This window comes from Pseudomonas sp. 43mfcvi1.1 (assembly GCF_900115935.1).
GTDB lineage: Bacteria > Pseudomonadota > Gammaproteobacteria > Pseudomonadales > Pseudomonadaceae > Aquipseudomonas > Aquipseudomonas bijieensis.
This window is the reverse complement of the sequence record NZ_UETT01000008.1, coordinates 146,049-168,471: the sequence shown is the minus strand read 5'-3', so window position 1 is coordinate 168,471 and position 22,423 is coordinate 146,049. Positions and strand designations below refer to the sequence as shown.

Below are 22,423 nucleotides of genomic sequence, written 5' to 3'. Positions count from 1 at the left end.
AAGCCATTTCCGCGCTCACGTGCCTTTAGCCAGTGATTTTCGCTGTCTGAGGGGGGCTGTGGTGCTTTTCCTTAATAATGAAGGTAAAGCGCGAGTACTTCATACAAAACTTAAGGCAAAACCTTTAGGAAGATTAATAGTTCATTCCTAAAAAAAAGCGCTTCTCCTAACCTTCCAGTACCCATTCTGGAGGTGCACTTATGCTGATTTTTGTTAAATCGATGGTCATTGGGCTTTGCATTGCAGCCCCCGTGGGACCCATTGGGCTGTTGTGCATACAGAGAAGTCTCATGCTTGGATGGCGAGCCGGTTTCGCGACGGGATTGGGGGCGGCCACCGCCGATTCGATCTATGGATTCATCGGCGCCCTGGGTATCACGGCCATCATTGCGACGCTCATCAGTTTTAAACCTTGGTTGTGTATCGTTGGTGGGCTGTTCCTCGCCTACATCGGCTATCAAACAATACGGTCGAAAGGTGGCGCGACCGCCATGGCGGGTGAGCGGGCCAATATGTTCAAGGCCTACTCGACCACGCTGTTCCTGACCCTGTCGAACCCCATGACCATCTTGTCGTTCATCGCGATATTTGCCGCGTTGAGTGACGGCATGGCCAGTGATCAGGGCAGCCAGTACTCCGTGCTGCCGATGGTGGCAGGTATATTCCTCGGCTCGGCTGCCTGGTGGTTGGGGTTGAGCGGGTTCTCCTCCATTTTCAAGGCGCGGATTGCTCAATCAAAGCTAAGGTTGATCAACTATCTTTCAGGGGCAACCATCACCATCCTCGGGGCCTACCAGGTGGCCACCGGCGTCATGTTGGCCACAGGAACCTGAATCGGGAGAGTCACAAGGCTTATCCCTCGCCGAGCGATGTATAAGCCTTGGTATCCGTAGGACGTTTTATTGCAGCCTGAACTCGACGTATGCCTTGAAACGGCTTATCGCTTGGGTGATTTCTGAGGTTGTTGCATTGCTGAACGACAGCCTGACCTGGGTGGCAGCCTCATTCATCAGCGAAAACAAGGTGGTGGGAAATACAATCACCTTGAACAGCTTGGCGCATTCGCGCATTTCAGAGTATCCAAAGACGAAAGGCAGTTGCACATTGACGAAGAAGCCACCTGCCGGATGATTCCAGCTGACCGTTCTTTGGGCGCCGACCTTGAGTGGGAATTCCCGCTCAAGGCATTCAAGCATGTGGTTTCTTTTCTTCGTATAAGACAATACCCTGGGGTGGTTCAGCCCTTTCAACGAGTAGTCGTTCTCGATCAGCAAGCCGGCAACGACCGCTTGGCACAGGGCAGGGGTGTTGACGGTGATCAAGCTTTTGGCCTTGCACAATCGGCCGCTGAAGGACATGACCCCAGGGCCCTCTGGGGCGACCACATAGCCCATGCGCAAGCCCGGAAAAATCGACTTGGCAAAGGAGCCCAGCAAGAACACCCGACTGCTGTCGATGGACTTCATGGACGCAATGGCATCACCTTCGTACCTGAAGTAACGGTAGGCCGTGTCTTCCAGAATGAAAAAGTTCTTTTCACTGGCCAAGGAAAGCATGGCGCTCCTGGCGTAGCAGGAAAGGCTGTCGGCGGTCGGATTGCTGAAGTCTGGGACGGCATAGAGTGCTTTGGTTTTTTCCCCTCGGGATTCAAGGTTTTCAACGATCTTGCGCAGGGCGCTCGGATCGAGAAAAGTCGCCATGGGGACGGGGACTATTTTTATGCCCAGCAGTTTTGCGATACCCGTGATCCCGGAAAACACCGGGTCAGGCACTAACAAAACACCGCCGCCTTCAAAGATGGACAGGAGCGTCAAGGTGCAGGCTTCCTGGAAACCCATGCACACCACAATGCTTTCAGGGTTGGAAACGGTTATCCCTTCATCCACCCGCAAATAGGTGGCGATTATTTCATTGATGATTCCAGAGGTTTTTCCATATTGGCAAAGCAGCGTCGCCAGCGAATGCTCGGTGCCGGCAACGTGGTGTTTATAGCGGGCCAGGCCCCTGTCGATGAGCGAAGGGTCGCACTGCTTATCATCAGGGCGACCGGAGGCCAATGAAATGGCCGCTGGGTTTTCTTGGGCGATGGAGTTTAGAAGGTGGATGACGTTCAGGATGGGGTCTTCGAATATCGTGTTTTCGAATGCGCTGGACACTTTCGTTTCTCCATAAAAAAGCAACGAGCCATCGAAGGCCCGTTGCTCATGATCAACACTCGCTAGGCCGGATCGACAGAGCTTTCTTGATCGATCTTGTGCTCCATGGCTTCGAATGCTTGTAGCAGGTCCTCCTTGAGGTCTTCCAGGTCCTCCAGGCCAAAGCACAATCGGACCAGGCCTTTCTCGATGCCCATGTCCGCTTTTTCCTGGTCCGTCATCGAGGCATGGCTGCCACTGAAGGGCTGGGCGACCATCGACGTCACGCAAGCCATTCCCGTGCCCGTGCCGAACCATTTGAGCGCGCTGGTGAATGTTTTGTAGAAGGGAACCAGATCGGGCCGAATATCAACAAACACGATGCCGCCATAACCGGTTAATTGTTTGCCATCGATTCGTGGGTAATAGACATGCTCAATAAAAGGCAGCTCGCGCAGATAGTTGAGCATGCTTGCTGTGGTCTGGCTGTGTTTCTCCATGCGCAGGTTGAACGTCTGCATGCTTCTGCGCAGCAACCATGCGCTATTGGGGGTTAATATCGTGCCCGAATAAAAGCGACCCTCAAGGAGACGGTTATAAATCGTCTGATTGTTGACCAGAACCAGGCCGCCCATGACATCGCTGTGTCCAGAGAAGTATTTGGTTGCGCTGTACAGTGAGATGTCGGCGCCAAAGTTCAACGGTTTCTGGAAGATCGGCGTGGCCCAGGTGTTGTCAACGACCACCAGCGCCTGGGGGTTGTTTTGCTTGACGGCCCTGCTGACCCCATGAATATCAATGTCCTTCAGGAAAGGGTTGGTCGGTGTTTCGAAAATGACCATGTCGACGTTCGCCGGCAAGGCCTTCAGCCCCTCTTGTGTGGTGAGATCCAGAATCGTCAGGTGCGCGCCGATGCGGGCCGCATACCGCTGGAACAATTTATAAGAGCAGCCATAGATGTATTTGTTGATGACCAGCGAAGCACCCGGTTTCAACAGTTCCAACACCATGTAGATGGCGCTCATCCCGGTGCTGTAGGCCAGGGCATATTCGCTGCCCTCCAAGGACGCGACAACCTGCTCCAGTTCAGTCACATTGGGATTGGCCTTCCTTGAGTAGAAGAAGGCCGAGTCAGCGCTGAAAGCGCTGCACTGATAAATGGGCGTTACCGAAGGACGGGCGTCCCGGTCATCCACCTTGATATGAAGTATTTCAGTCGACACTTTCATGCTTGGCTGACCAGTTTGATGACTTGTTCATACATGTTTTGCTTGCCCTCATAACCAATGGTCGGGGTAATGTCATTTTGCGAAATACCAATTTCTTCAATCGACTCTGTCGGGAAGTGAGCCCTGTCGAATACTTCATGAAGATTCGAATTCACCCCTTTGGGTAGCCAGACCTCAGGACCGGTTTCATCGATGCGAGCCTTGGCAATAATGAATCGATAGCTTTCATGCGGCCGCAGCGTCAGTGATTTCCAATCGCTGTTGTGCCCGTCCGTATAATTACGTCGCAGGTAGACGGTCTGTTCGAAATCTTCGGTATTGAGCACTTGGGCGTGCAGCGACACGATATCCCCATGCCACTCGAACTTTCGCTTCTCGTGAGCGCTCAGTTCATCCTCTGGCAGCTCGACAGTGATGTTGGCTTGGTGTTCGCCCAGTAATTTGAAATGCGCATCGTGCCCGCATTGAGAGCAGCAACCCTTGCTGTCCAGCCCGATGATTTCAGCGTTCAAACCGTAGCGGGTGACGAGCAGGGCGTTACAGTTGTTGCAGCTGGTATTGGTGCCCTCGACATCATTCACGTTGCCCAGATAGACATGCTCGACGCCCATGCTGCGAGCCACCTCCCGTGCCTTGAGCAGCCTGTCCACGGGGGTACGGATGCTGTTGCTCATTTTGTAGTCGGGGTGGAACCTGACGAAGTGCAGCGGTACATTCGGGCCCAGTTCATCGAGTACCCACTGGCTGATTTTCCTGGCCGTTTCCTCGTCATCGCTGATGTCGGTCACCATCAAGGTACTGACCTCAACGTATTTGCCAGCGTCATAGACTTTCTTGATGCCGGCCAGGACTGGCTCTACCCAGCCGGTTGTGACCTTGCGGTAGTACTCCGGGGAAATGGATTTCAGCGAAATCGAAAAAATATCGATGACCGGCAATAACTCATCAATGGCTTCTTCACTGATAAAAAACGCCGATTTATACAGGTTGATCAGGCCCGCTTCCTTGGCCAGCTTCGCCGTGTCGAGGATGAATTCATGCCAGACAACGGGATCGTTATACGTCCAGGAAATGACACGTATTCCGTGCTTGAGTGCGGTTTCCACAACCTGTTCAGGGGTGTAGTAGTAAACATCCTTGTCGGTTACATACTTGGCTTGTGAGGTTTTCCAGTTGTGGCAGTAGCCGCAGTTGAGCATGCAACCGATATTGCCCAGGGACAGGATCCGCTCCCCAGGAGCGAAGTGGAAAACGGCTTCGGTTTCAATCGTTTCTTCTGTGCTATGAACGCCTTTGCCGTAGTTCAATGTAACGAGTCTGCCGCCTCGGTTTCCGCGCACTTTGCAAAAACCTACCTTGCCTTCCTGTATGACACAGTTTCGTGGGGAAAGATGACACTTGACGGCGCCCCCTGGAAGGATTTCTTCCAGTTTTGCCGGGCTGCTTTCCAAGGTCCAGTTTTTATTTTTTGTAGTGTCCATCTCTCACTCCTCATCACGGAAGTTGCTATCGATATCATCGGTTAAAAAAGTCGAGGCGAAATAATCCAGCCGCCATGGACGGCAGTTATCTTCATAGGTATTAGTAAGCGGACGAAGCGCGAATCAATCCATGATTCTTGAGTGAAAAGCGCTTGGCATTCATATTCATGAAGGGTTGAATAAGCGGGCCGATCACTAACAGAAATGCAATCGTTCCCACGCCGAAGGGACCGCCTAACAGCCAACCACTGGAAAAGATGCCAATTTCAATGATCATTTTGGCTTTGGTGAAGGACCAGCCCCATTTGGAGACCATGGTCAGTACCACGAGATCCATGATTCTGATGCCAATACCGCTCATGATGATCAATGCGGAAGAGTAGGCGCACAAGATCAGTCCCGTCGCCAATAACGTGTACTCATTCATTCTGGCGATCAAATACTCTCCGAGTCCCAACCCTGTCCAGAGGTCAATCAACAGGCCTGTCAGCGTAGTTGTAACGAAGGGACTTATCGGCGGGTATTTTTTGTTCCAGAGCATCCACCATGTCAGGAAGAAGAGGGATACGATCGCCGAGCAGATGCCCATGCCAAGCATAAGTATTTTATCGATCGAGATGATCAGGACGTCCAATGGGTCGGTACCCAGTTGACTGATGATGAAACATTTGGCACCCAGCGAAAAGAAACAGACACCCGTCAGGTACATCAGGACCTGATCCTTCTTGAAGCTGCGAAGACTTAGGACTTGCGTGCCAATGTAATGGGCGAAAGAGTATGACTTTTTTCCACACTTTATTTTTTCATCTTCCATGCGAACACCATCCCTGGAGAGAACATTTTATTATGAGTGGGTCACGCTAAAGAGCAGGGCTATTGATTGCCCGGTTCTTTTCAGGTTTTTCAGGCTGGAAATAGACTAGCGCCATGCTTTATTTTGGTGCATGCTTTTTTTAATGAAAAACGCGGGCTTTTCATTAAATTTTATACTTTTAACCGGGGAAAACGCACATGGATCGTATAGACGTCAAAATCCTGGGTAAGGTACAGGACTGTGGTCGCATTTCCATCACAGAGCTTTCCAAGCACGCGGGTCTTTCTATTCCTGCCACCAATGACAGGTTGCGCAAACTGGAAGACTCAGGGGTCATCAAGGGCTATTGCGCTCAGTTAGATCCAACCAAGCTGGGGTATGGCATATCGGCTGTTGTCGGCATCACCACCCTCAAGCCGGCGAAAGCCAAATTGATCGCGACACTCACCGACATACCCGAAGTCGTCGAGTGCCTGCACATCACGGGAAACGATTCCTATCTGATCCGGATCTACGCCCGATCCATGGCTGAGATCGAGGACATCATTGCGAAAATCAACGCGTACGGAGAGACGCGTACCAGCATTGTCCTGTCCATTCCTATCGAGAGAAGAAAGCTCGCCCCGTGAGTCGGGGCGCCTGTCCGGCAGGGTTGGGGAGTGGTCGATCGACAAGGTCGCTCCCCGGCCATGGCTAATTCCGGGACGGATGGGCAAGCCTATGCGGCCAGCGAGACATCCATACGAGTAAGAGCATCATGGCGGCGGGGCAGAGAGTGACCGTCAACAAACCGATGTGCAAATTCGAATGCGCTGAAACAATCCCCACGAGCCATGGAATCAGACTGCACCCGGCATTACCCGCAGCAGTCAGCACAGAGAACATGGTTGCGCCACCTTGAGGGTAGGCATCTGCCGAAATGGCGAGCATCGTTGGCCACAGGCAACTCCCTGAGAAGCCTGCGGCGATGGCGGCGGTTAGCGCGATTGCGGGGTTGGGGGCAAAACTGATCACGAAAAACAGGACGACGGTAACGGCACAGCAGCCCAGCATCAGTGAAACGGCGGGTATTCGCTCGTGCAGCAAGGCGGCGGCCATGCGCCCGAGGGCCATGCCCACTGAAAAACCGGCAAGCGCAAAGCCACCCACTTCTTTCGAATAGCCCAGCCCTTGTTCAGCAAAGGCGGGTAGCCATTGGGACAGACCCGTTTCCGTAGCCCCACCCAGGAAGATCGCGATCATGCAGGCAATGAAATAGGGCTGCCTGATAAGCGTGGGCATGGATTCACGCTGCACGTGCTCCTGTATCAGGGGCGGCAAGGTTAATCGCATGAACAATAGAAAGGTTGCAAGCGGGGCAATGGTCAAGCCCAGGGCAACCATGCGCCAGGAAATATCCCACTTCAACGCAATGCTTGCGATCAGCACGGCACTTACCGCGCCGATGCAGAAATACGAATGCAGCCAGTTCATGGCGGCACTCCGGCGTTCGGGTTGTAGGGCTGCGACAATGGGGCTGAGGATCATATCCAGCACACCCGCACCGAAACCCATGATGGCAACGGCCAGTAGCAGGAAGGCATAGGAGGGGGCGAAAGCCATAAGGCCCAGGCCTGCTGCAGTGGTCATCAGTCCAGAGAGAATGATCAGCTTGGCGTTCCCTCTGTCTGCCAATGGCCCGGTGATCAAAATGGCGATTATGAAACTGAGAAACATGACTGCGGGAATTCGTCCCAGTTGCTCCGTTGTCAGCCCTGACGAGGGGCCGAAGGCATCACTGAACGTGGTCAGATAGACCGGCAGAAAATTGAGTGCCATGGCCAGACACATCATGGCGGCATAACAAGCGTAGAGCGCGTGGCGACTAGGGGGGAGCGCAGACAGCATCAGGTATAGAACTCTTGAGATTAGAAACGTGGAGCGCCGTGCTCTTTCCAACAGCCTTCAGTCCATTCAATCTCTGAGAAATGTGCTGCGAAAGATGAATCGCCTGGGCTACTGGCAAAGAAACCGAATTGGACAAGTTCTTCTGCATGAAACAAGTGGAACATCCGCATCATGCAGAACTGTTTCCCGTCAACGGAGTTTTCAAGGAGGAAGTCACTGCCTCTTCGGCTCAGTCGGTAATACATGGTCTGGGTGACACGATCGAAGTCAGCCATGGACCAGTCCGAAAAACCATTGTTGGTCACGACAGAGAACAGTTGTTGAAAACCGTTTTTCTGATACTCGATGCCGCTTTTCATCCAGTTGTCTTTATCTTGATAGATAAGAAGGCCGCATTGGTCAAAGTAGGTATCTGAGGAAAAGGATACCTTGGCTTTCAATGTCCAGTAGCGTTCCTGGCTTGCAACCACGATGGCCGGTGCATTGTCATACTCCAGGCCATAGTAAGTGCCTCGCCAGAAGTCAGTGTCGGGCGAAGTGTGGATAATTATTTCCCGATCGCTGATGGTCGATCGCTCGGGTACGTTAATCCAAGTCCAGTCTGAAATGTTCAGTGTTTTCATATTTTTTATCGCCCGGAAAACCAATGGCTTATTTCACTGTGCTGGTGCACGCATAAATCCGCCGCACTCAGGTTCTGCCGCCCAGAGTTGGGGTTGAGCAAGCCGATACAAAACATGGTGGCGGCCTTTGCCGCCGCCACGCCATGGGCGGAGTCTTCAATCACCACACAGGAAGAGGGCGCAATACCCAAGCGCTTGGCGGCCATGAGAAAAATCTCGGGGTCTGGCTTGCTGTGCTTAACCTCATTGCCACAAACGACTTCATTGAAAAAAGTTCGTAGCCCGGCGTTACGCAAAATCAGTTCAACGAGTTCTCGAGGTGAAGAGGAGGCGACTGCACAGGGTATTCCTGCTTTCTTTAATGCATCGAGAAGTTCTGTCACCCCTGGCATGGGAGGCAAGGGGGTTGAATGTAACACCTCCATTAACTGCCGATGATGCTCCGTCATAAGGCAGTCCAGGGAATCCGCAAGCCCGTATTCGGTTTTGATGGTACTCCACATATGACGCTGCGTAGTGCCTACAAAACGTGACAGTTCTGCCTCATCGAGCACTACGCCATGACGCGAATAAGCGTCTCTTTCCTGTTTCATATAGACGGGCTCACTGTCAACCAGAACGCCATCCATATCAAAAATGAAGCCTTGAATAGCCCGCATCAATGTGCGCTCTGCTGTTTAGGGGCGCGCTTGAAATGCAGAAAGTTATAGTTCGAGCGTGCTTCAAATTCATGCAGCTTGAATGATTTGGTCATTTCAATATCTTGAAAGCCTTCGCCATCTATTAGCGTAGTGGTGTCCGCTCCACCAATAATGATGGGGAGTTGCATGAGCATGATTTCGTCGACCAAGTCGAGGTTGAATACCTGCCAATTCAGTTGGCCGCCACCCTCGACCATGATGTGATTTATTCCGCGGGCTTCCAGCATCGGGAAAAGCTGTTTGAAATCGACGCGTGCGCTGCCCGCAAAAAGTACCTCTTTACCATGGGCGCGGATTTGCTCGATCATCTCGTGGTCACGAGCCTGTTCTGTGGTCGCGATGATCGTTCGCTCGGGAGAACTTAGAATTTTTGCCGACGCTGGAAAGTTCAGCGATGTCGTCGGAATGATGCGAACCGGGTTGCGACCACTCCCGTAGCGATTGGTCAATTGGGGATCGTCGGTGATAATCGTGTTGCGCCCGACCATGATCGCATCGACTTCCCCACGGAATTTGTGAATAAAACGCATGTCCTCATCGTCGAAGTGCTGGAAAAGCGGTTTGCTCGATGCTTCATTGCCGAGCGTCAGTTTGCCGTCAATGGAGATCTGACTAAATACAGTAACTTTCATAAGGCGAGTCCACTTGGAGTACTTGTGAGTTTTAGCGTGACAGGTGCTTGGGATTGGGTGTGAAGACGCTTTTTATCGTGGGGGCGCAAGGATCATTCAACAAACTGTCAAAGACTGCTGAATACGCTTCCAGGGGATAGAGATGGGTGACCAGTTTTCCAAGTTCTGGAAGCCCATGGGCAATACGCAGCGCCAGGGGAAAGTGCTGGTTGTATTCGCCCGCGGCAATGATGCTGATGGCATTGACCAGAAAATGCTTTGCAGGGAGCGAGTATTTGTAGTCCCCGTTAAATCCGAACAGGACAATCCTGCCGCCTCGGCTGACTCTACTGGCGGCGGTTTCGAGCTGATTACCCACGGTATCGATGACGACATCAAATTTTTCTTGGTTTGGCCCAAGGCACTCAAGGTCCCGGGGATGAATGATGTCCAAACCCAAGGAGTGCCCGAATTCAATTCGAAAGGTGTTCAAATCGGTCGCACGGGTATGGACGCCCATGCCGCGCAAGAGTATTTGTGCGACCAGGCTCATTGGGCCCGATCCCAGAAGCAGCACCCGATCTCCCGCCTTGATGGACGCCTGCTCGATGTTGTTCAAGATGCACGCTACGGGTTCAATCAAGACGGCTGTTTCCCAGCTCATGTCGTCCGGGATGCCGTGTACAAAACGCTCGTGTGTGATAAATCGCTCTGCAAATGTACCGTGCTTGTTGACCCCGGCGATGTTCAGGCCCGCATTTGAACCACCACTGCATAGATGGGTTTTGGCTGAGTTGCAGTACGCACAATTGCCGCAATATTCATTGGGGTCTACAACCACGCGCATACCTTTACGCGTGCGGGTAACATCTGTTCCTACATTGACAACGACGCCGACCGCTTCGTGACCACGAACGATTCCCACCTGTCCTTCTTCGCGCCCTGACAATACCGCCAAATCTGTTCCGCAGATGCCGGACAGGACGATTTCTATTTCTACACCATCGGCGGGCAGCGTTTTGAATTCGTCGAGACTCACCAAGCTCAACTTTTGCGCGCTCACTAAACTGATTGCCTTCATATATACATCAGCGCTCTATTTGATTTTTGGATAAAACATGCCAACTAGAGAACTCGCTCCGCTGTACCTGGAGCGGTCCACGGACGAAACCTGTTAATCCATTTGGAAACGGCCGGCATTATGCAAGGCTGGCAGAGTTGGTTTCAGTCTAAAAAGAATTACCGATAACGACATGATGATTCATGTTGTTTCAGCTTGGCGGCCCAGGCGCCGTAAATATGGGGGATGTATTGTTTTTTCTAATCTGGCGGGTGCGAATTTTATTATTTGGATACAAGTGCGCGGGCACAATGGAACTAAAGGAAGTGAGGGCCCCTTTTATCCCTCAAGGCTATGCACCAGGTTTTCAATCGCTTCCAGGGCCGCCTCATCCGGAGGCGGCGCAGCAGGACTTGCACTGCGCATCTGGTACGCGAGACGGTATTCGCTGGGGGTGCAATTGGCGTATTGCTTGAAGGCGCGGGCGAAGTAGGATGGGTCCTTGAAGCCTGCTTCATAACCGATACTGGTGATGGGCATCTGGCTGTTGTCGAGCAGTTCCTTGGCAAAGCTCATGCGTTTGTTCAGCACGTAGTCGGTGAAGCCGAGCCCATTGGCTTCCTTGAACACCCGGCTGAAGCGAAACGTCGTCATGCCACAGCGCTTGGCCAGATCGCGCTGATCGATGCTTTCGCGAAAATGCTGGTCGATGTACAGCATGATGTGGCTGAGGGCCTGGTGCTTCTGGTGTCCAGCGGTCAGGCGGATGCTGTCGGGCAGGGTTGGGGAGTGATCGATCTGCGAGGTCTTTCCCCGACCATTGGCAGTGCGGCGCAGCTCGCACAGTTGCATCACGGCCGTCAGGTAGCGCTTTCTCTCGGCGACAGACAGGGGCAACACCATGTATTCCCAGACGCTGGAGCGCATGGCCCATACCGCCAGTTCTTCGGAGTGCTGCACGGTGAACATGGTGATGGGGATGGTGGGAACGGTTCGCTTGATCTCCAGCAGGCGCCGCAGGCCTGGGGTGTCCGGGCGATCGAAGTGGATGCAGATCATGTCGACCTGTTCCCCGCTGGGCAGCATGGCGTTTTTTGCCAGCGTGCAGTCGCACGCGTCCTGGAACTGGGCGACGAGTTCCTGGGTGGACCGATCATGAGTCAGATCGAACCATAACAGCTTCGGCTTTTCAGTCGGGATTGACGCCATAGGACGACTACTCACAGGTTCTTTCTGCCCTTTAGCTAGCAGTATTGTCACTGTGCTATCACTTCGCCGAATAAATTTTTATAAAAATTCGATCTTTTAGCGTCATCCCTTGCCACGCAATGCTGGCGAGCGCCCGTTTGCGCTGCGGCACGGATGGGTTTTCCGACCTCGCAGCCGTTCTCGCCCCCGCAAAAAAATCCTAGCGATGTGCAAAATCCTCCTAACGGCTATCACCACCTGCTGACTAGGGTTGCATCAGGCAGTTCGCAATGTACTGCCCCTTGAGAAAACAACCCCGATGAGGTGTGCGAAATGACTCTTCAAACAATCAAGGCTTCGGTACTGAAGTTCGCCAAAGATGAAGATGGCCTGACCATTGTGGAATACGCCGTGGCTGGTGGGTTGATCACCGTATTGGTGGCCGCCGCGTTTGTTCTCCTGGGCGGCGCCGTGAACACCAAGATCCGTGCGCTGTGCCAGGCGGTCAACGGCAACGTTGCCTGCTGACAGCAGCCACTTGCGTTGACGGGGACACGGCAACTCTCAAGGAATAACGCTTGCGACTCTTTTGCAGTGAGTACAACGAATAAATCAAATGGACTTCGCGCTGTCCCCTCCAACTTAAGTTCGTAGCAGTACTACTTACGAGCGTGAGGTCCATGCCATGACTCTCCAGACAATAAGTACTTCGATCAGCAAGTTCGCCAAAGATGAAGACGGCCTGACCATCGTTGAATACGCGGTGGCCGGTGGCTTGATCACGGTGTTGGTGGCGGCGGCATTCGTCCTTCTGGGCGGCGCCGTCGATACCAAGATCCGGGCGCTATGCCAGGTCGTCAATAGCAACGTCGCCTGCTAACGAAAACCACTCTAGGGAGACGCATCATGTCCATGGAACTGCTGGTGTCGACGGTACTGCTGCTAGGACTGCTGGGTGTGGCGGTGGTGAGCGATCTGCTTCGCCACCGCATTCCCAACACACTGGTCCTGTTGGGCCTTGCCCTGGGATTGGCCGGCCAGGTCTATACCAGCGGGATCGGCGGCTTGGGCGATAGCCTGCTGGGCATGCTGATCTGTTTCGGGCTGTTCCTGCCCATGTACGCCGTCGGTGGCATGGCCGCCGGTGACGTCAAGCTGATGACCATGGTCGGCAGCTTCCTGCCTTTTCATTACGCACTGTGGGCGGCGCTGTTCAGCCTGATCGCCGGCGGTGTGTGCGGTTTCCTGATCGTCCTGGCCCGCGGCCAACTGCTCCAGACCCTGGGGCGCTACTGGCTGATTGTGCGCGCCCAGTCTTATCTGGCGCCGACTTCGGATGAAGTGGCCGGCAAACCCTTTCCTTATTCGATTGCGATCCTGATCGGTACTTTGAACAGCGTTTACTGGCAACTGGTTGCCGGCGGCTGGGGAGTCTAGTCATGCACGTCATCAACGATAGCGATGCCTACCCCAGCGAACGGGAAGCGGTGCAACGCCTGGCGCCACAGCCATGCACCATTCGCGACACCGGCCTGACCGACAGTTTCCTGGGTGAGTTGGTATGCAAGCATCTGCACGATGCCGGTGTGCTGGACATGACTCGGCTGGTGGAGCGCCTGGCCCTGACCGGCGCGGTACTGGAAGAAGTCCTGGCGTTCCTGCGCAAGGACGGTCGCGTCGAAGTGCTGGGCCAGTTGGGACAAACGGGCGTGCAGACGCTGCGTTATGGCCTGACCGAGCGCGGCCGCAGTTCGGCCCGCGATGCCCTGGCCCGTAGCGGCTACATCGGCGCGGCCCCGTTTCCGGTGAGCACCTATCGCTCGCTGATCAAGATCCAGACCATTCACCATGGCCGCATCACCGCCAAGGACATGCACCAAGCCTTGGCCGGCCTGGTGCTGAGCCAAGGCATGCTCGACCAACTGGGCGTCGCCCTGAATTCCGGGCGGGCGATCATGATCTACGGCCCGGCGGGCACGGGCAAAACCTACGTCAGCAGCCGATTGATCCGGCTGTTCGCCGAGGCCATCTGGGTGCCCCATGCCATCGTCATCAACGAGTCGGTGATCGAGATCTACGACCCGCAGGTGCATCAGCGCCTGGATGACAACGGCCAAGCGAACAACCTGATGCTCAACGAAGGCATCGACCGCCGGCTGCTGTGCTGCAAACGCCCGATCGTCATCACCGGCGGCGAGCTGAGCATGGAGCAGTTGGACGTGCGCTACGACCCGTTCACCCGGCAATACCAGGCGGCGTTGCAGCTCAAGGCCAGCAACGGGCTGTTCATCATCGATGACATGGGCCGCCAGCGCATGGCCCCGGCCGAGCTGCTCAATCGCTGGATCGTGCCCATGGAGGAGAAGCGCGACTTCATCAACCTGGGGGGCGGCCGGCATTGCGAGCTGCCGTTCGACCTGGTGCTGGTGTTTTCCACCAACCTCAACCCCCTCGAATTGGCCGACGAGGCCTTCCTGCGGCGCATCGGCTACAAGGTGCAGTTCGGTTACCTCAAGCCCGAGGAATACGAACGCATCTGGCGCCAGGAGTGCGAACGCCTGGGCATCCCCTACGATCCGCTGCTGGTGCGCTATGTCCTGCAGCGGCTGTATGCAGGCGAAGGCATGCCGCTGGTGCCTTGCCATCCCCGTGACCTGTTGAACATGGCGCTCGACCGCCAGCGTTACCTGGGCGGTTCCGGCCCCCTGTTGCCGCAAGAACTGGAATGGGCCTGGCACAACTACTTCGTTCAGCTCGACTTCCTTTGATCTGGAGATACCGACATGAGCTCTCGTACGCTTCCGCTGATAGGCGTTTCCCTGGTAATGGGCCTTGGTGCCGCATGGATGGCTGACTCCTGGCTGAGCGCGCGACTCAACGCGACCCCCGATGATCACCTGCGAAGCGTGGTGGTCGCCACGGTGGAAATCCCCTTCGGGCAGATGGTCGAGGCCCAGCAAGTCACCACCGTGCGCATGCCCATGGACACGATCCCGGACGATGCCTTCGATTCCAGCGAACAGGCTGTGGGCAAGATTGCCACCTTCGACATCCTGCGCGGCGACATCGTGCGAGGCGCGCGTCTGAGCGAGCACTTGGGCGGCAGCACCCTGGCTTCGCTGATCGCGCCGGACAAGCGGGCCATATCGGTACGCGTGGATGATGTGGTCGGCGTGGGCGGCTTCCTCTTGCCGGGCAACCGGGTCGATGTGTTGGCAACCAAGACCACCAGCGCCGGCAGCAACAGCGCCACGTCGCGGACCATCCTGGAAAACCTGCGGGTGCTGGCGGTGGACCAGACGGCGGGCACCGACAAGACCCAGCCGGTGGTGGTGCGGGCCGTGACGCTGGAAATGTCCGCCAGCGAAGCGGAAGCGCTGGTCACTGCGCAAACCGAAGGCAAGCTGCAATTGGCCTTGCGCAACCCGCTGAACCTGGAGAAAAAGGCCGTGGCCGTTGCCCCGCCAGCCCCTGCGCCGGTCATGGCGGTGGCTGCCGCTGCGCCGCCAAAACCTGTGGTGCAGCGCAGTGCCAAGCCCCAAGGCGGGTCGATCACGCTGATCCGCGGGATTGAAAGCAGCGTGATCAATGTTCGCTGAATAACGCCTCCATGCCAGGCTCTCCCGGGCCGTGGTGATGCCGATCCTCAAATGTTGCAGATGAGGGCTCGATGATGAATGCCAATATCCGGCGCCAGGGAGGGGCGGTGAGTGTTCTGATGGTGATCGCGCTGGTGGCGATTTCCATGATGGCGGCGTTGGCCCTGGATGGCGGGCACATGCTGCTGAACAAGACGCGCCTGCAAAATGCGGTGGATGCCGCCGCCTTGGGCGGTGCCAAGACCCTGAGCCAGGTCAGCGGCGGCATCAACATGGCCAGCACCACCCGCGCGGCGGCCCTGGACACGCTCAACAGGAATGCCAACGCCGCCGGTAACACCGAGTTGGCAACGGCGATTGCTGGCAACCCCGGCGCGTTTGCCGTGGTGGAGTTGTCCAGCAGCGTCTACGGCCCGTTCTCCTACCCAGGACCTACCGATGCCAAGTACGTACGGGTGTCGGTGTCCAGCTATCAATTGAGCGGGTTTTTCTGGAGCTTCGTGCAAACGATGGGCAGCGCTGGCTTGGGTAACAAGCGAGTCGCGGCGATTGCCACTGCCGGGCCCAGTCCGACCTCGCCTTGTGACCTGGCGCCGTTGATGGTTTGTGGCGATCCCACTCAATACAACCCCGCCGCCGGCAACTTCTGGGGGTATCAATTTGGCGACCTGGAAGTCTTGAAAACCGCTGCGGGGAACACATCACCCATCGGCCCGGGCAACTTCCAGTTGCTGGATTTCGGCTCAGGCGGCAGTGCAGTCCGTGAAGACCTGGCCGGCGGTGGCTCGGTTTGCCGCAATGTCGGGGATAACGTCCAGACTGCGCCAGGCAATAAAGCCGGCCCGACCTCCCAAGGCTTGAACACTCGCTTTGGTATCTACAACGGCCCGGTCAGTTCTTCGGACTACCCACCGGATCTGGTCACGGCCTCAGGCACCCCGGCGATCACCTACAACGATGCACTCTCCCAGGCGCAATACAAAGGCAAAGCCGTCACGTCGAGCAACGGCGACCTCTCGGCGGGCGGCGAGGCAATACAGGACTACAACGACTGGCGGGCCAAGGTTGCCGCCTGCGTGGCGGGAGGCGCCAGCGGCTGCCAAAGCAACGGGGTTTTCGAGCGTCGGATGCTGAAGATCGTGATTGGCAATTGCACCGGTAAGCAGGGCGGTTCCACCTCGATTCCGGTTCTGGGATTCGGTTGCTATTTCGTTGTGCAGCCGGTGGATGGCGGGGGCTCGGACTCCTTGGTTTTCGGCCAGTTCGTCCAGGAGTGCGAGGGCGACAACGTACCCGGTCCCACGCCGTCTACCGATTCGGGCCCACAGATCATCCAGCTCTACAAAACCTACCTCAACGGCAGCGGCACTCCGAGTACCGACTCGTAGGAGGCGTCATGGGACTTTCTCATTTCAAACCGGCGCAAGCCCAGCGAGGCGTGGCCCTGGTGGAGTTCACCCTGGTGCTGCCGTTGCTGCTGTTGTTGCTGCTGGCCTTCGGCGAGTTCGGCCGCATGCTCTACCAGTACAACGTACTACTTCAGGCCAGCCGCGATGCCGACCGCTTCGTCGCCAGCCAGGCGTGGAACGCCACTCTCGGCGGTATCACGTTGAACAACACGCTACTGACCCAGACGAAAAACGTCGCGGTGTATGGCGTGCCCAGTGCTGCCGGCACCGCTGTGGTGTCAGGGCTGACCACGGCTAACGTGCAGGTCGCCGCCGAGGGCATCGATCATGTGCGCGTCACCATTACCTACACCTTTTGCCCGGTGATCGGTGCGGGTAACTGCACCGGGTCGATTCCAGGATTTTTCGGCAATGCCATTCCGCTGGGCATCCAGTTGGTCGCGACCACCGTCATGAGGGCGCTGTGATGAACCATAAACACATGCGCGGCACCTACATCGTGGAGTTTTCCTTCGTGGGCTTACTGGTGTTCATCCTGTTGTTCGGTGTGGTGGAAATGGGCCGGCTGTACTTTACGGTCAACGCGCTGGATGAAGCGGCACGGCGTGGGGTGCGCCTGGCGGCGGTGTGCAATATCAGCGATCCGGTGGTGTTGCGCCGGGCTATCTTCAACGCCGCGACGGACGCCGGTACCAGCCAACTGATCACCAGCCTGGCGACCTCGAACCTGGCGCTGACTTACCTGGACGTCAATGGCGCCGTGGTGGCGAACCCCGCCGATACATCCGGCAGCACGGGCTTTCGTGCCGTCCGCTATGTCCGGCTGAGCGTGCAGAACTTCGTTTTCAACCTGTTCATTCCCGGCTTAGGCGTGCCCATTACCTTGCCCACCTTCAGGGCAACCTTGCCACGCGAAAGCCTTGGGCGTCATTCCGATTCCGGGGAGATCACACCATGCTGAACACCAGGGAAACTCCGCTTTCGACCACGACTGGCAGAGCCGGGCTGCGGATACTGATCAGCAGCCGCGATGCCACGGCCCTGCGCGACCTGCAATGCGTCTGCCAACGTATGCCTGGCCTTGAGGTCAGTACACGCCTGGTCAGCAATGGGCATGTCGACCCGCTCTACGGCCTGGAGCGCATGCCCGACCTGCTGCTGCTTCGCGTCAGCCACCTGTGGCGCGAAGAACTGTCGGCATTGTTGCAGCGTCCGGCCCATGAACGTCCACCGATGCTGGTGTGTGGTCCTTTGGGCGAGCAGGAGGGCATGCGTCTGGCGATGCAGGCCGGCGCTCGGGATGTACTGCCCGAACCCGTCGCCGATGCGGAATTGGTCGCGGCGCTCAATCGCCTGGTGATGGAAGTCCGCCTCGGCAGCGGGAACGAAGGGAAGCTGGTCGCGGTGATCAGCGCCAAGGGCGGCTCAGGCGGGACCTTGGTAGCGTGCAACCTGGCCCAGCAGCTCAGCGCTCGAGCGGGCAATACCTTGTTGCTGGACATGGACCTGCAATTTGGCAGTGTGACCCATTACCTGGACGTGGCGCAGTCCCACAGCCATCTGGAAGTGCTGCAGCAGATCGACGACATGGACAGCGTCGCGCTGCGGGGTTTTTGCAGTCACTTCAGTCCGACCCTGCACATACTCGGTGGCCGGGCTGGCGAGTTGTGCCTGCCCCAGGACGCCCAACCCGAACAGCTCGATGCCCTGTTGCAACTGGCCCGTGCCAGTTATGACTGGGTGGTGGTGGACCTGCCGCGGCAGATCGATCACCTCACCGGCTCGGTGCTGGAACAGGTGGACCGGGTGTACGTGGTGGTGCAACAGAGCGTCAGCCACCTGCGCGATGCCAGCGCCCTGGTGCGGATCCTGCGCGAAGACCTGGGCGTGCGCGGCGATCAGTTGCAGATCGTGGTCAACCGCTATGACAAATCCGCCGCCGTCAGCCTCAAGGACATCGGCGAAGCCCTGCGTTGCGCGAACCTGTCGAAATTGCCCAATGACTTCAACCTGGTCAGCCAGAGTCAGAACACTGGCGTGCCATTGGGGCTGCATGCGCCGAAGGCGGCCATCACCGCCGCCTTGCGCGATTTGACCGAAGACCTGGTCGGTCACCAGATGGCCACAGACAAGGGCCTGCTTAAACGTGCCTTCAACCGTTTTTTCGGGGGATGACCCATGATCAGCGACTTTCGTAACCGCTTGCGCAAACAGCCCGCCAAACCTGGCGCCTCAGTGGGTACCCCGCCCAATGACGGCCTGCCGGACCCGACAGACGCGTTGATGGCCTGGGAGCAGGCCATTCCGGATGTGCTTTACGAAACCCGCAGCCAGGTCACCCCGGTGGAGGCCGAATGGCGGGAGAAGATCTACCAGCAATTGCTCAAGGTCATGGACCTGTCGTTGCTCGATGCCCTCGAACAAGTCGAGGCCGCGCGGCAGATCCGCGATATCTGTCAGCGCCTGCTCGAGGAGCATTCGGCGCCGGTGAGTACCGCCAGCCGACAGTTGATCATCAAGCAGATCACCGACGAAGTGCTCGGCCTCGGGCCGCTGGAACCGCTGTTGGCCGACCATAGCGTGTCCGACATCCTGGTCAACGGGTTTGCCTCGGTCTATGTCGAACGCTTCGGCAAGCTGCAACGTACCGATGTGCGTTTTCGCGACGACCAGCATTTGCTGAACATCATCGACCGCATCGTGTCCAGCCTGGGACGCCGTATCGACGAATCCTCACCGTTGGTGGACGCCCGGCTCAAGGACGGTTCGCGGGTCAACGCGATCATTCCGCCGCTGGCCATCGACGGTCCGAGCATGTCGATCCGGCGTTTCGCCGTGGACCTGCTCAACACCGACAGCCTGATCCAGGTCGGCACCATGACCCCGGCCATTGCCTTGCTGCTCAAGGCCATTGTTCGCGGTCGCCTGAACGTGCTGATCTCCGGCGGGACCGGCAGCGGCAAGACCACCATGCTCAACGTGCTCTCCAGTTTCATTCCCCATAACGAACGCATCGTCACCATCGAGGATTCGGCCGAGTTGCAACTGCAGCAGCCCCACGTGGTACGCCTGGAGACCCGGCCTTCGAACATCGAGGGGCGCGGCGAGGTGAGCCAGCGGGAACTGGTGCGCAACAGCCTGCGCATGCGTCCGGACCGCATTGTCATCGGCGAGGTGCGCGGTGCCGAGGCGCTGGACATGCTCACGGCGATGAACACCGGCCACGACGGCTCCCTGACCACCATTCACGCCAACACAGCACGGGATGCCCTGGGGCGAATCGAGAACATGGTGTCGATGACCGGGGCGACTTTTCCGATCAAGGCCATGCGTCAACAAATTGCCTCGGCCATCGATGTGGTGATCCAACTGGAGCGTCAAGAAGACGGCAAGCGACGCGTGGTGAGCATGCAAGAGATCAACGGGATGGAAGGGGAGGTCATCACCATGACCGAAATTTTCTCCTTCGTGCGCCAAGGCATCGGCGAGCACGGCGAGGTGCTCGGGGAGTATCGGCCCAGTGGCATGATCCCGGCCTTCCGCGATGTGCTGGCCAAACGTGGCATCGAGTTGCCGCTGACCTTGTTTCGCCCTGAGTGGATGGAGGGCCGGTCGTCATGAACAATATTCCCGGCGAGTTCATCCTGATTTTCCTTGGCATGGTGTTCATTGCCGTGTTCCTGCTGTCCCAGGGCGTGGTGGTGCCGGTGTTCGGCGAGGCCGGCAAGATGCGCAAGCGCATTCGCGGGCGCTTGCATGTGCTGGAGAAGGCCAACCACTTGCCCAACATGCAGACTGTGTTGCGGCAGAAATACCTGACGCGCCTGTCGCCCCTGGAAGCCCGTCTGGAACAACTGCCGTTCATGGCCAACCTGACGCAACTGATCGAGCAGGCCGGTCATGAATACCGGGCTTATCGGGTCATGCTGCTCGGTCTGATCCTGGGAGTGGCGGCCGGTGCCCTGGTGCTGATGGTCTCGCCGGTCTGGTGGATGGCGCTGCTGGCGGCATTTGCGGTGACCTGGGTGCCGGTGTTGAAGATCCTGCGTGACCGCAGCAAGCGTTTCGCCGCGTTCGAAGAGGGTTTGCCGGATGCGCTGGACGCCATGTGCCGGGCCTTGCGCGCCGGCCACCCGTTCAACGAAACCCTGCGTCTGGTCGCCGAGGAGCACAAGGGGCCGGTCGCCCAGGAATTCGGCATGACGTTTTCCGACATCAACTATGGTAACGACGTGCGCCGGGCCATGCTCGGTCTGTTGGAGCGCATGCCGAGCATGACGGTGATGATGCTGGTGACCTCGATCCTCATCCACCGCGAGACCGGCGGCAACCTGACCGAAGTGCTGGAGCGCCTGAGCCGCCTGATTCGTGGACGTTTTCGTTTCCAGCGCAAGATCAGGACGCTGTCGGCGGAAGGGCGCATGTCGGCCTGGGTGCTGGTGGCGATCCCGTTCGTGCTGGCGATCGCCATCGTGCTCACCAGCCCCAGCTACATGCCGGTGCTGATCAATGACCCCATAGGGCACAAGCTGATCATCGGCGCGTTCTGCGCCATGTTGATCGGGATTTTCTGGATAAGAAAAATCATCCGGATCCAGGTTTAAGCGCTGTCGCGCCGAGAGGTTTCAGTCATGGACTTTTTGCTCGGATTGTTGAGTCGGTTTACCGGTAACGAAGAACTGGCGCGCCTGTTGTTCATTGCCGCGATTGGCCTCAGTACAGTGCTGGCGGCCGTCGCGCTCCTGCTATTGTTGCTGGGCCTGCAGGATCCGGTGCAGCGGCGCCTGGCGCTGATCAAGCGTGGTTACGGTGGCAATACCGGGCAAGAGGCGCCCAGTAACCTGCAGCTCTTGTTGGAACGGGTCGGTCAGCGCTTTGCCTCGACCGACCAAGCCCACACGTCCGCTACCCAGACTTTGTTGACCCACGCCGGTTACCGCTCTGCCTCGGCGGTGCAGATGTACTGGGCCGTGCGCCTGATGTTGCCGTTGTTGCTGGTCGGCGTTGCGTTGTTGCTGTTGCCGATGGTCAAGGTTTCAGTGGTCATCGGCCTGTTGGCGGTGACCCTCGTGGCAGGCATTGGCTGGTTGCTGCCGGCGATCTATGTCGGCAAACGCAAGCAGGCACGACAAGGCCGGTTGCGCGCCGCGTTCCCGGATGCATTGGACCTGATGGTGGTCTGCGTCGAGTCGGGCCTGGCCCTGCCCACGACGATTGAACGGGTGGCTGAAGAAATGTCGGTCAGTCAGGTTGAGTTGGCTGAGGAGCTGGCGCTGGTCAATGCGCAGATCCGGGCGGGCATCACCAGCACCGAGGCGCTCAAGCAATTGGCCGTGCGCACCGGCCTGGAGGATATCCAGGGGCTGGTCAGTCTGCTGGCGCAAAGTATCCGTTTTGGTACCAGTGTGGCCGATACCCTGCGCATCTACGCTGATGAGTTTCGTGATCGGCGGACCCAGGCGGCGGAAGAAATGGGGGCCAAGATAGGCACCAAGCTGATCTTTCCGTTGATCTTTTGTCTGTGGCCGAGTTTTTTCCTGGTCGCCATTGGTCCGGCCATGATTGGTGTGTTCAGGGCTTTTGGGAATATGTAGAACACGCAGCGCTTATTGTGGGAGCGAGCTTGCTCGCGATAGCGGTTTGACAGTCAATGAAGGTGTTGAATGTCGGTCCGTCATCGCGAGCA

The 22,423-nt window shown here is 57.0% G+C and carries 24 protein-coding genes; 14 read left to right on the top strand and 10 right to left on the bottom strand.

Going from position 1 to position 22,423, the window contains the following annotated elements; translation table 11 throughout:
* Positions 1-200: 200 nt before the first annotated feature.
* On the top strand, positions 201-833 hold the full coding sequence (locus tag DTP52_RS17170; RefSeq protein WP_109754432.1) for a LysE family translocator: 633 nt from the start codon (positions 201-203) through the stop codon (positions 831-833).
* Between the two features lie 66 nt (positions 834-899).
* On the opposite strand, the gene DTP52_RS17165 is transcribed toward DTP52_RS17170, so the two are convergent.
* From DTP52_RS17165 to DTP52_RS17150, 4 genes are all read right to left on the bottom strand, one after another.
* The gene (locus tag DTP52_RS17165) at positions 900-2,156 is read right to left on the bottom strand and encodes a PLP-dependent aminotransferase family protein (protein WP_109754431.1); all 1,257 of its coding nucleotides are present in this window, start codon (positions 2,154-2,156) and stop codon (positions 900-902) included.
* 62 nt (positions 2,157-2,218) lie between these two features.
* A complete protein-coding gene (locus DTP52_RS17160; RefSeq protein WP_109754430.1) occupies positions 2,219-3,364 on the bottom strand; it encodes a PLP-dependent aspartate aminotransferase family protein in 1,146 nt (381 codons plus the stop codon).
* Positions 3,361-4,845 carry an AmmeMemoRadiSam system radical SAM enzyme gene (gene amrS / locus DTP52_RS17155; protein ID WP_109754429.1) on the bottom strand — a complete coding sequence of 495 codons (1,485 nt, stop codon included), beginning with the start codon at positions 4,843-4,845 and terminating at the stop codon, positions 3,361-3,363. Before amrS ends, DTP52_RS17160 begins: the two co-directional genes overlap by 4 nt.
* A gap of 100 nt (positions 4,846-4,945) precedes the next feature.
* On the bottom strand, positions 4,946-5,659 hold the full coding sequence (locus tag DTP52_RS17150; RefSeq protein WP_109754428.1) for a YitT family protein: 714 nt from the start codon (positions 5,657-5,659) through the stop codon (positions 4,946-4,948).
* Positions 5,660-5,856: 197 nt separating this feature from the next.
* Between DTP52_RS17150 and DTP52_RS17145 the strand changes: the two genes are divergently transcribed.
* Positions 5,857-6,288, top strand: coding sequence for an Lrp/AsnC family transcriptional regulator (locus tag DTP52_RS17145; RefSeq protein ID WP_060741195.1), 432 nt, complete (start codon positions 5,857-5,859; stop codon positions 6,286-6,288).
* Positions 6,289-6,352: 64 nt separating this feature from the next.
* Here DTP52_RS17145 and DTP52_RS17140 read toward each other — a convergent pair whose 3' ends face one another.
* The 6 genes from DTP52_RS17140 to DTP52_RS17115 form a co-directional block, all read right to left on the bottom strand.
* Positions 6,353-7,489 (bottom strand): sugar MFS transporter, encoded by a 1,137-nt coding sequence (locus DTP52_RS17140; RefSeq protein ID WP_256594261.1) that lies wholly within the window; start codon positions 7,487-7,489, stop codon positions 6,353-6,355.
* Positions 7,490-7,566: 77 nt separating this feature from the next.
* Positions 7,567-8,169: a DUF1349 domain-containing protein gene (locus DTP52_RS17135; protein ID WP_109754426.1), complete on the bottom strand. Its 603-nt coding sequence runs from the start codon at positions 8,167-8,169 to the stop codon at positions 7,567-7,569.
* 5 nt (positions 8,170-8,174) lie between these two features.
* Positions 8,175-8,828, bottom strand: a complete 654-nt coding sequence (locus tag DTP52_RS17130) for an HAD family phosphatase (RefSeq protein ID WP_109754425.1) — start codon at positions 8,826-8,828, stop codon at positions 8,175-8,177.
* Positions 8,828-9,502 carry a dihydrofolate reductase family protein gene (locus tag DTP52_RS17125; protein WP_109754424.1) on the bottom strand — a complete coding sequence of 225 codons (675 nt, stop codon included), beginning with the start codon at positions 9,500-9,502 and terminating at the stop codon, positions 8,828-8,830. Before DTP52_RS17125 ends, DTP52_RS17130 begins: the two co-directional genes overlap by 1 nt.
* A 31-nt stretch (positions 9,503-9,533) precedes the next feature.
* Positions 9,534-10,562, bottom strand: coding sequence for a zinc-binding dehydrogenase (locus DTP52_RS17120; protein WP_109754423.1), 1,029 nt, complete (start codon positions 10,560-10,562; stop codon positions 9,534-9,536).
* A gap of 318 nt (positions 10,563-10,880) precedes the next feature.
* On the bottom strand, positions 10,881-11,750 hold the full coding sequence (locus tag DTP52_RS17115) for a DNA-binding response regulator (protein ID WP_109754422.1): 870 nt from the start codon (positions 11,748-11,750) through the stop codon (positions 10,881-10,883).
* 312 nt (positions 11,751-12,062) lie between these two features.
* Between DTP52_RS17115 and DTP52_RS17110 the strand changes: the two genes are divergently transcribed.
* From DTP52_RS17110 to DTP52_RS17055, 12 genes are all read left to right on the top strand, one after another.
* On the top strand, positions 12,063-12,257 hold the full coding sequence (locus DTP52_RS17110) for a Flp family type IVb pilin (RefSeq protein ID WP_008070254.1): 195 nt from the start codon (positions 12,063-12,065) through the stop codon (positions 12,255-12,257).
* Between the two features lie 157 nt (positions 12,258-12,414).
* Positions 12,415-12,609 (top strand): Flp family type IVb pilin, encoded by a 195-nt coding sequence (locus tag DTP52_RS17105; protein WP_109754421.1) that lies wholly within the window; start codon positions 12,415-12,417, stop codon positions 12,607-12,609.
* A gap of 26 nt (positions 12,610-12,635) precedes the next feature.
* Positions 12,636-13,166, top strand: coding sequence for a prepilin peptidase (locus DTP52_RS17100; RefSeq protein WP_109754420.1), 531 nt, complete (start codon positions 12,636-12,638; stop codon positions 13,164-13,166).
* 2 nt (positions 13,167-13,168) lie between these two features.
* Positions 13,169-14,497 carry an AAA family ATPase gene (locus tag DTP52_RS17095; protein ID WP_109754419.1) on the top strand — a complete coding sequence of 443 codons (1,329 nt, stop codon included), beginning with the start codon at positions 13,169-13,171 and terminating at the stop codon, positions 14,495-14,497.
* Positions 14,498-14,512: 15 nt separating this feature from the next.
* Positions 14,513-15,328 carry a Flp pilus assembly protein CpaB gene (gene cpaB, locus DTP52_RS17090; RefSeq protein WP_109754418.1) on the top strand — a complete coding sequence of 272 codons (816 nt, stop codon included), beginning with the start codon at positions 14,513-14,515 and terminating at the stop codon, positions 15,326-15,328.
* 71 nt (positions 15,329-15,399) lie between these two features.
* Entirely contained in the window at positions 15,400-16,716 is a 1,317-nt protein-coding gene (locus tag DTP52_RS17085) for a TadE/TadG family type IV pilus assembly protein (RefSeq protein WP_109754417.1), read from the top strand.
* An 8-nt stretch (positions 16,717-16,724) separates the two neighbouring features.
* Complete coding sequence (locus tag DTP52_RS17080) at positions 16,725-17,204, top strand: TadE/TadG family type IV pilus assembly protein (protein ID WP_109754416.1); 480 nt, start codon at positions 16,725-16,727, stop codon at positions 17,202-17,204.
* Entirely contained in the window at positions 17,204-17,698 is a 495-nt protein-coding gene (locus DTP52_RS17075) for a TadE/TadG family type IV pilus assembly protein (protein ID WP_109754415.1), read from the top strand. Before DTP52_RS17080 ends, DTP52_RS17075 begins: the two co-directional genes overlap by 1 nt.
* A complete protein-coding gene (locus DTP52_RS17070; RefSeq protein WP_109754414.1) occupies positions 17,692-18,912 on the top strand; it encodes an AAA family ATPase in 1,221 nt (406 codons plus the stop codon). The genes DTP52_RS17075 and DTP52_RS17070 overlap by 7 nt, the downstream gene beginning before the upstream one ends.
* A 3-nt stretch (positions 18,913-18,915) precedes the next feature.
* Entirely contained in the window at positions 18,916-20,358 is a 1,443-nt protein-coding gene (locus DTP52_RS17065; RefSeq protein ID WP_109754413.1) for a CpaF family protein, read from the top strand.
* Positions 20,355-21,341, top strand: coding sequence for a type II secretion system F family protein (locus DTP52_RS17060; protein ID WP_109754412.1), 987 nt, complete (start codon positions 20,355-20,357; stop codon positions 21,339-21,341). Before DTP52_RS17065 ends, DTP52_RS17060 begins: the two co-directional genes overlap by 4 nt.
* Before the next feature lie 27 nt (positions 21,342-21,368).
* Positions 21,369-22,331, top strand: a complete 963-nt coding sequence (locus DTP52_RS17055; protein ID WP_109754411.1) for a type II secretion system F family protein — start codon at positions 21,369-21,371, stop codon at positions 22,329-22,331.
* Positions 22,332-22,423 lie beyond the last annotated feature (92 nt).

Coding starts and splice junctions, on each gene's coding strand:
- DTP52_RS17070 (WP_109754414.1), top strand. CDS start 17,692: ATGCTGAACACCAGGGAAACTCCGCTTTCGACCACGACTGGCAGAGCC.
- DTP52_RS17130 (WP_109754425.1), bottom strand. CDS start 8,828: ATGCGGGCTATTCAAGGCTTCATTTTTGATATGGATGGCGTTCTGGTT.
- DTP52_RS17080 (WP_109754416.1), top strand. CDS start 16,725: ATGGGACTTTCTCATTTCAAACCGGCGCAAGCCCAGCGAGGCGTGGCC.
- DTP52_RS17115 (WP_109754422.1), bottom strand. CDS start 11,750: ATGGCGTCAATCCCGACTGAAAAGCCGAAGCTGTTATGGTTCGATCTG.
- DTP52_RS17060 (WP_109754412.1), top strand. CDS start 20,355: ATGAACAATATTCCCGGCGAGTTCATCCTGATTTTCCTTGGCATGGTG.
- DTP52_RS17125 (WP_109754424.1), bottom strand. CDS start 9,502: ATGAAAGTTACTGTATTTAGTCAGATCTCCATTGACGGCAAACTGACG.
- DTP52_RS17075 (WP_109754415.1), top strand. CDS start 17,204: ATGAACCATAAACACATGCGCGGCACCTACATCGTGGAGTTTTCCTTC.
- DTP52_RS17065 (WP_109754413.1), top strand. CDS start 18,916: ATGATCAGCGACTTTCGTAACCGCTTGCGCAAACAGCCCGCCAAACCT.
- amrS (WP_109754429.1), bottom strand. CDS start 4,845: ATGGACACTACAAAAAATAAAAACTGGACCTTGGAAAGCAGCCCGGCA.
- DTP52_RS17085 (WP_109754417.1), top strand. CDS start 15,400: ATGATGAATGCCAATATCCGGCGCCAGGGAGGGGCGGTGAGTGTTCTG.
- DTP52_RS17095 (WP_109754419.1), top strand. CDS start 13,169: ATGCACGTCATCAACGATAGCGATGCCTACCCCAGCGAACGGGAAGCG.
- DTP52_RS17160 (WP_109754430.1), bottom strand. CDS start 3,364: ATGAAAGTGTCGACTGAAATACTTCATATCAAGGTGGATGACCGGGAC.
- DTP52_RS17110 (WP_008070254.1), top strand. CDS start 12,063: ATGACTCTTCAAACAATCAAGGCTTCGGTACTGAAGTTCGCCAAAGAT.
- DTP52_RS17055 (WP_109754411.1), top strand. CDS start 21,369: ATGGACTTTTTGCTCGGATTGTTGAGTCGGTTTACCGGTAACGAAGAA.
- DTP52_RS17150 (WP_109754428.1), bottom strand. CDS start 5,659: ATGGAAGATGAAAAAATAAAGTGTGGAAAAAAGTCATACTCTTTCGCC.
- DTP52_RS17140 (WP_256594261.1), bottom strand. CDS start 7,489: ATGTGTCTGGCCATGGCACTCAATTTTCTGCCGGTCTATCTGACCACG.
- DTP52_RS17145 (WP_060741195.1), top strand. CDS start 5,857: ATGGATCGTATAGACGTCAAAATCCTGGGTAAGGTACAGGACTGTGGT.
- DTP52_RS17120 (WP_109754423.1), bottom strand. CDS start 10,562: ATGAAGGCAATCAGTTTAGTGAGCGCGCAAAAGTTGAGCTTGGTGAGT.
- cpaB (WP_109754418.1), top strand. CDS start 14,513: ATGAGCTCTCGTACGCTTCCGCTGATAGGCGTTTCCCTGGTAATGGGC.
- DTP52_RS17100 (WP_109754420.1), top strand. CDS start 12,636: ATGTCCATGGAACTGCTGGTGTCGACGGTACTGCTGCTAGGACTGCTG.
- DTP52_RS17105 (WP_109754421.1), top strand. CDS start 12,415: ATGACTCTCCAGACAATAAGTACTTCGATCAGCAAGTTCGCCAAAGAT.
- DTP52_RS17135 (WP_109754426.1), bottom strand. CDS start 8,169: ATGAAAACACTGAACATTTCAGACTGGACTTGGATTAACGTACCCGAG.
- DTP52_RS17170 (WP_109754432.1), top strand. CDS start 201: ATGCTGATTTTTGTTAAATCGATGGTCATTGGGCTTTGCATTGCAGCC.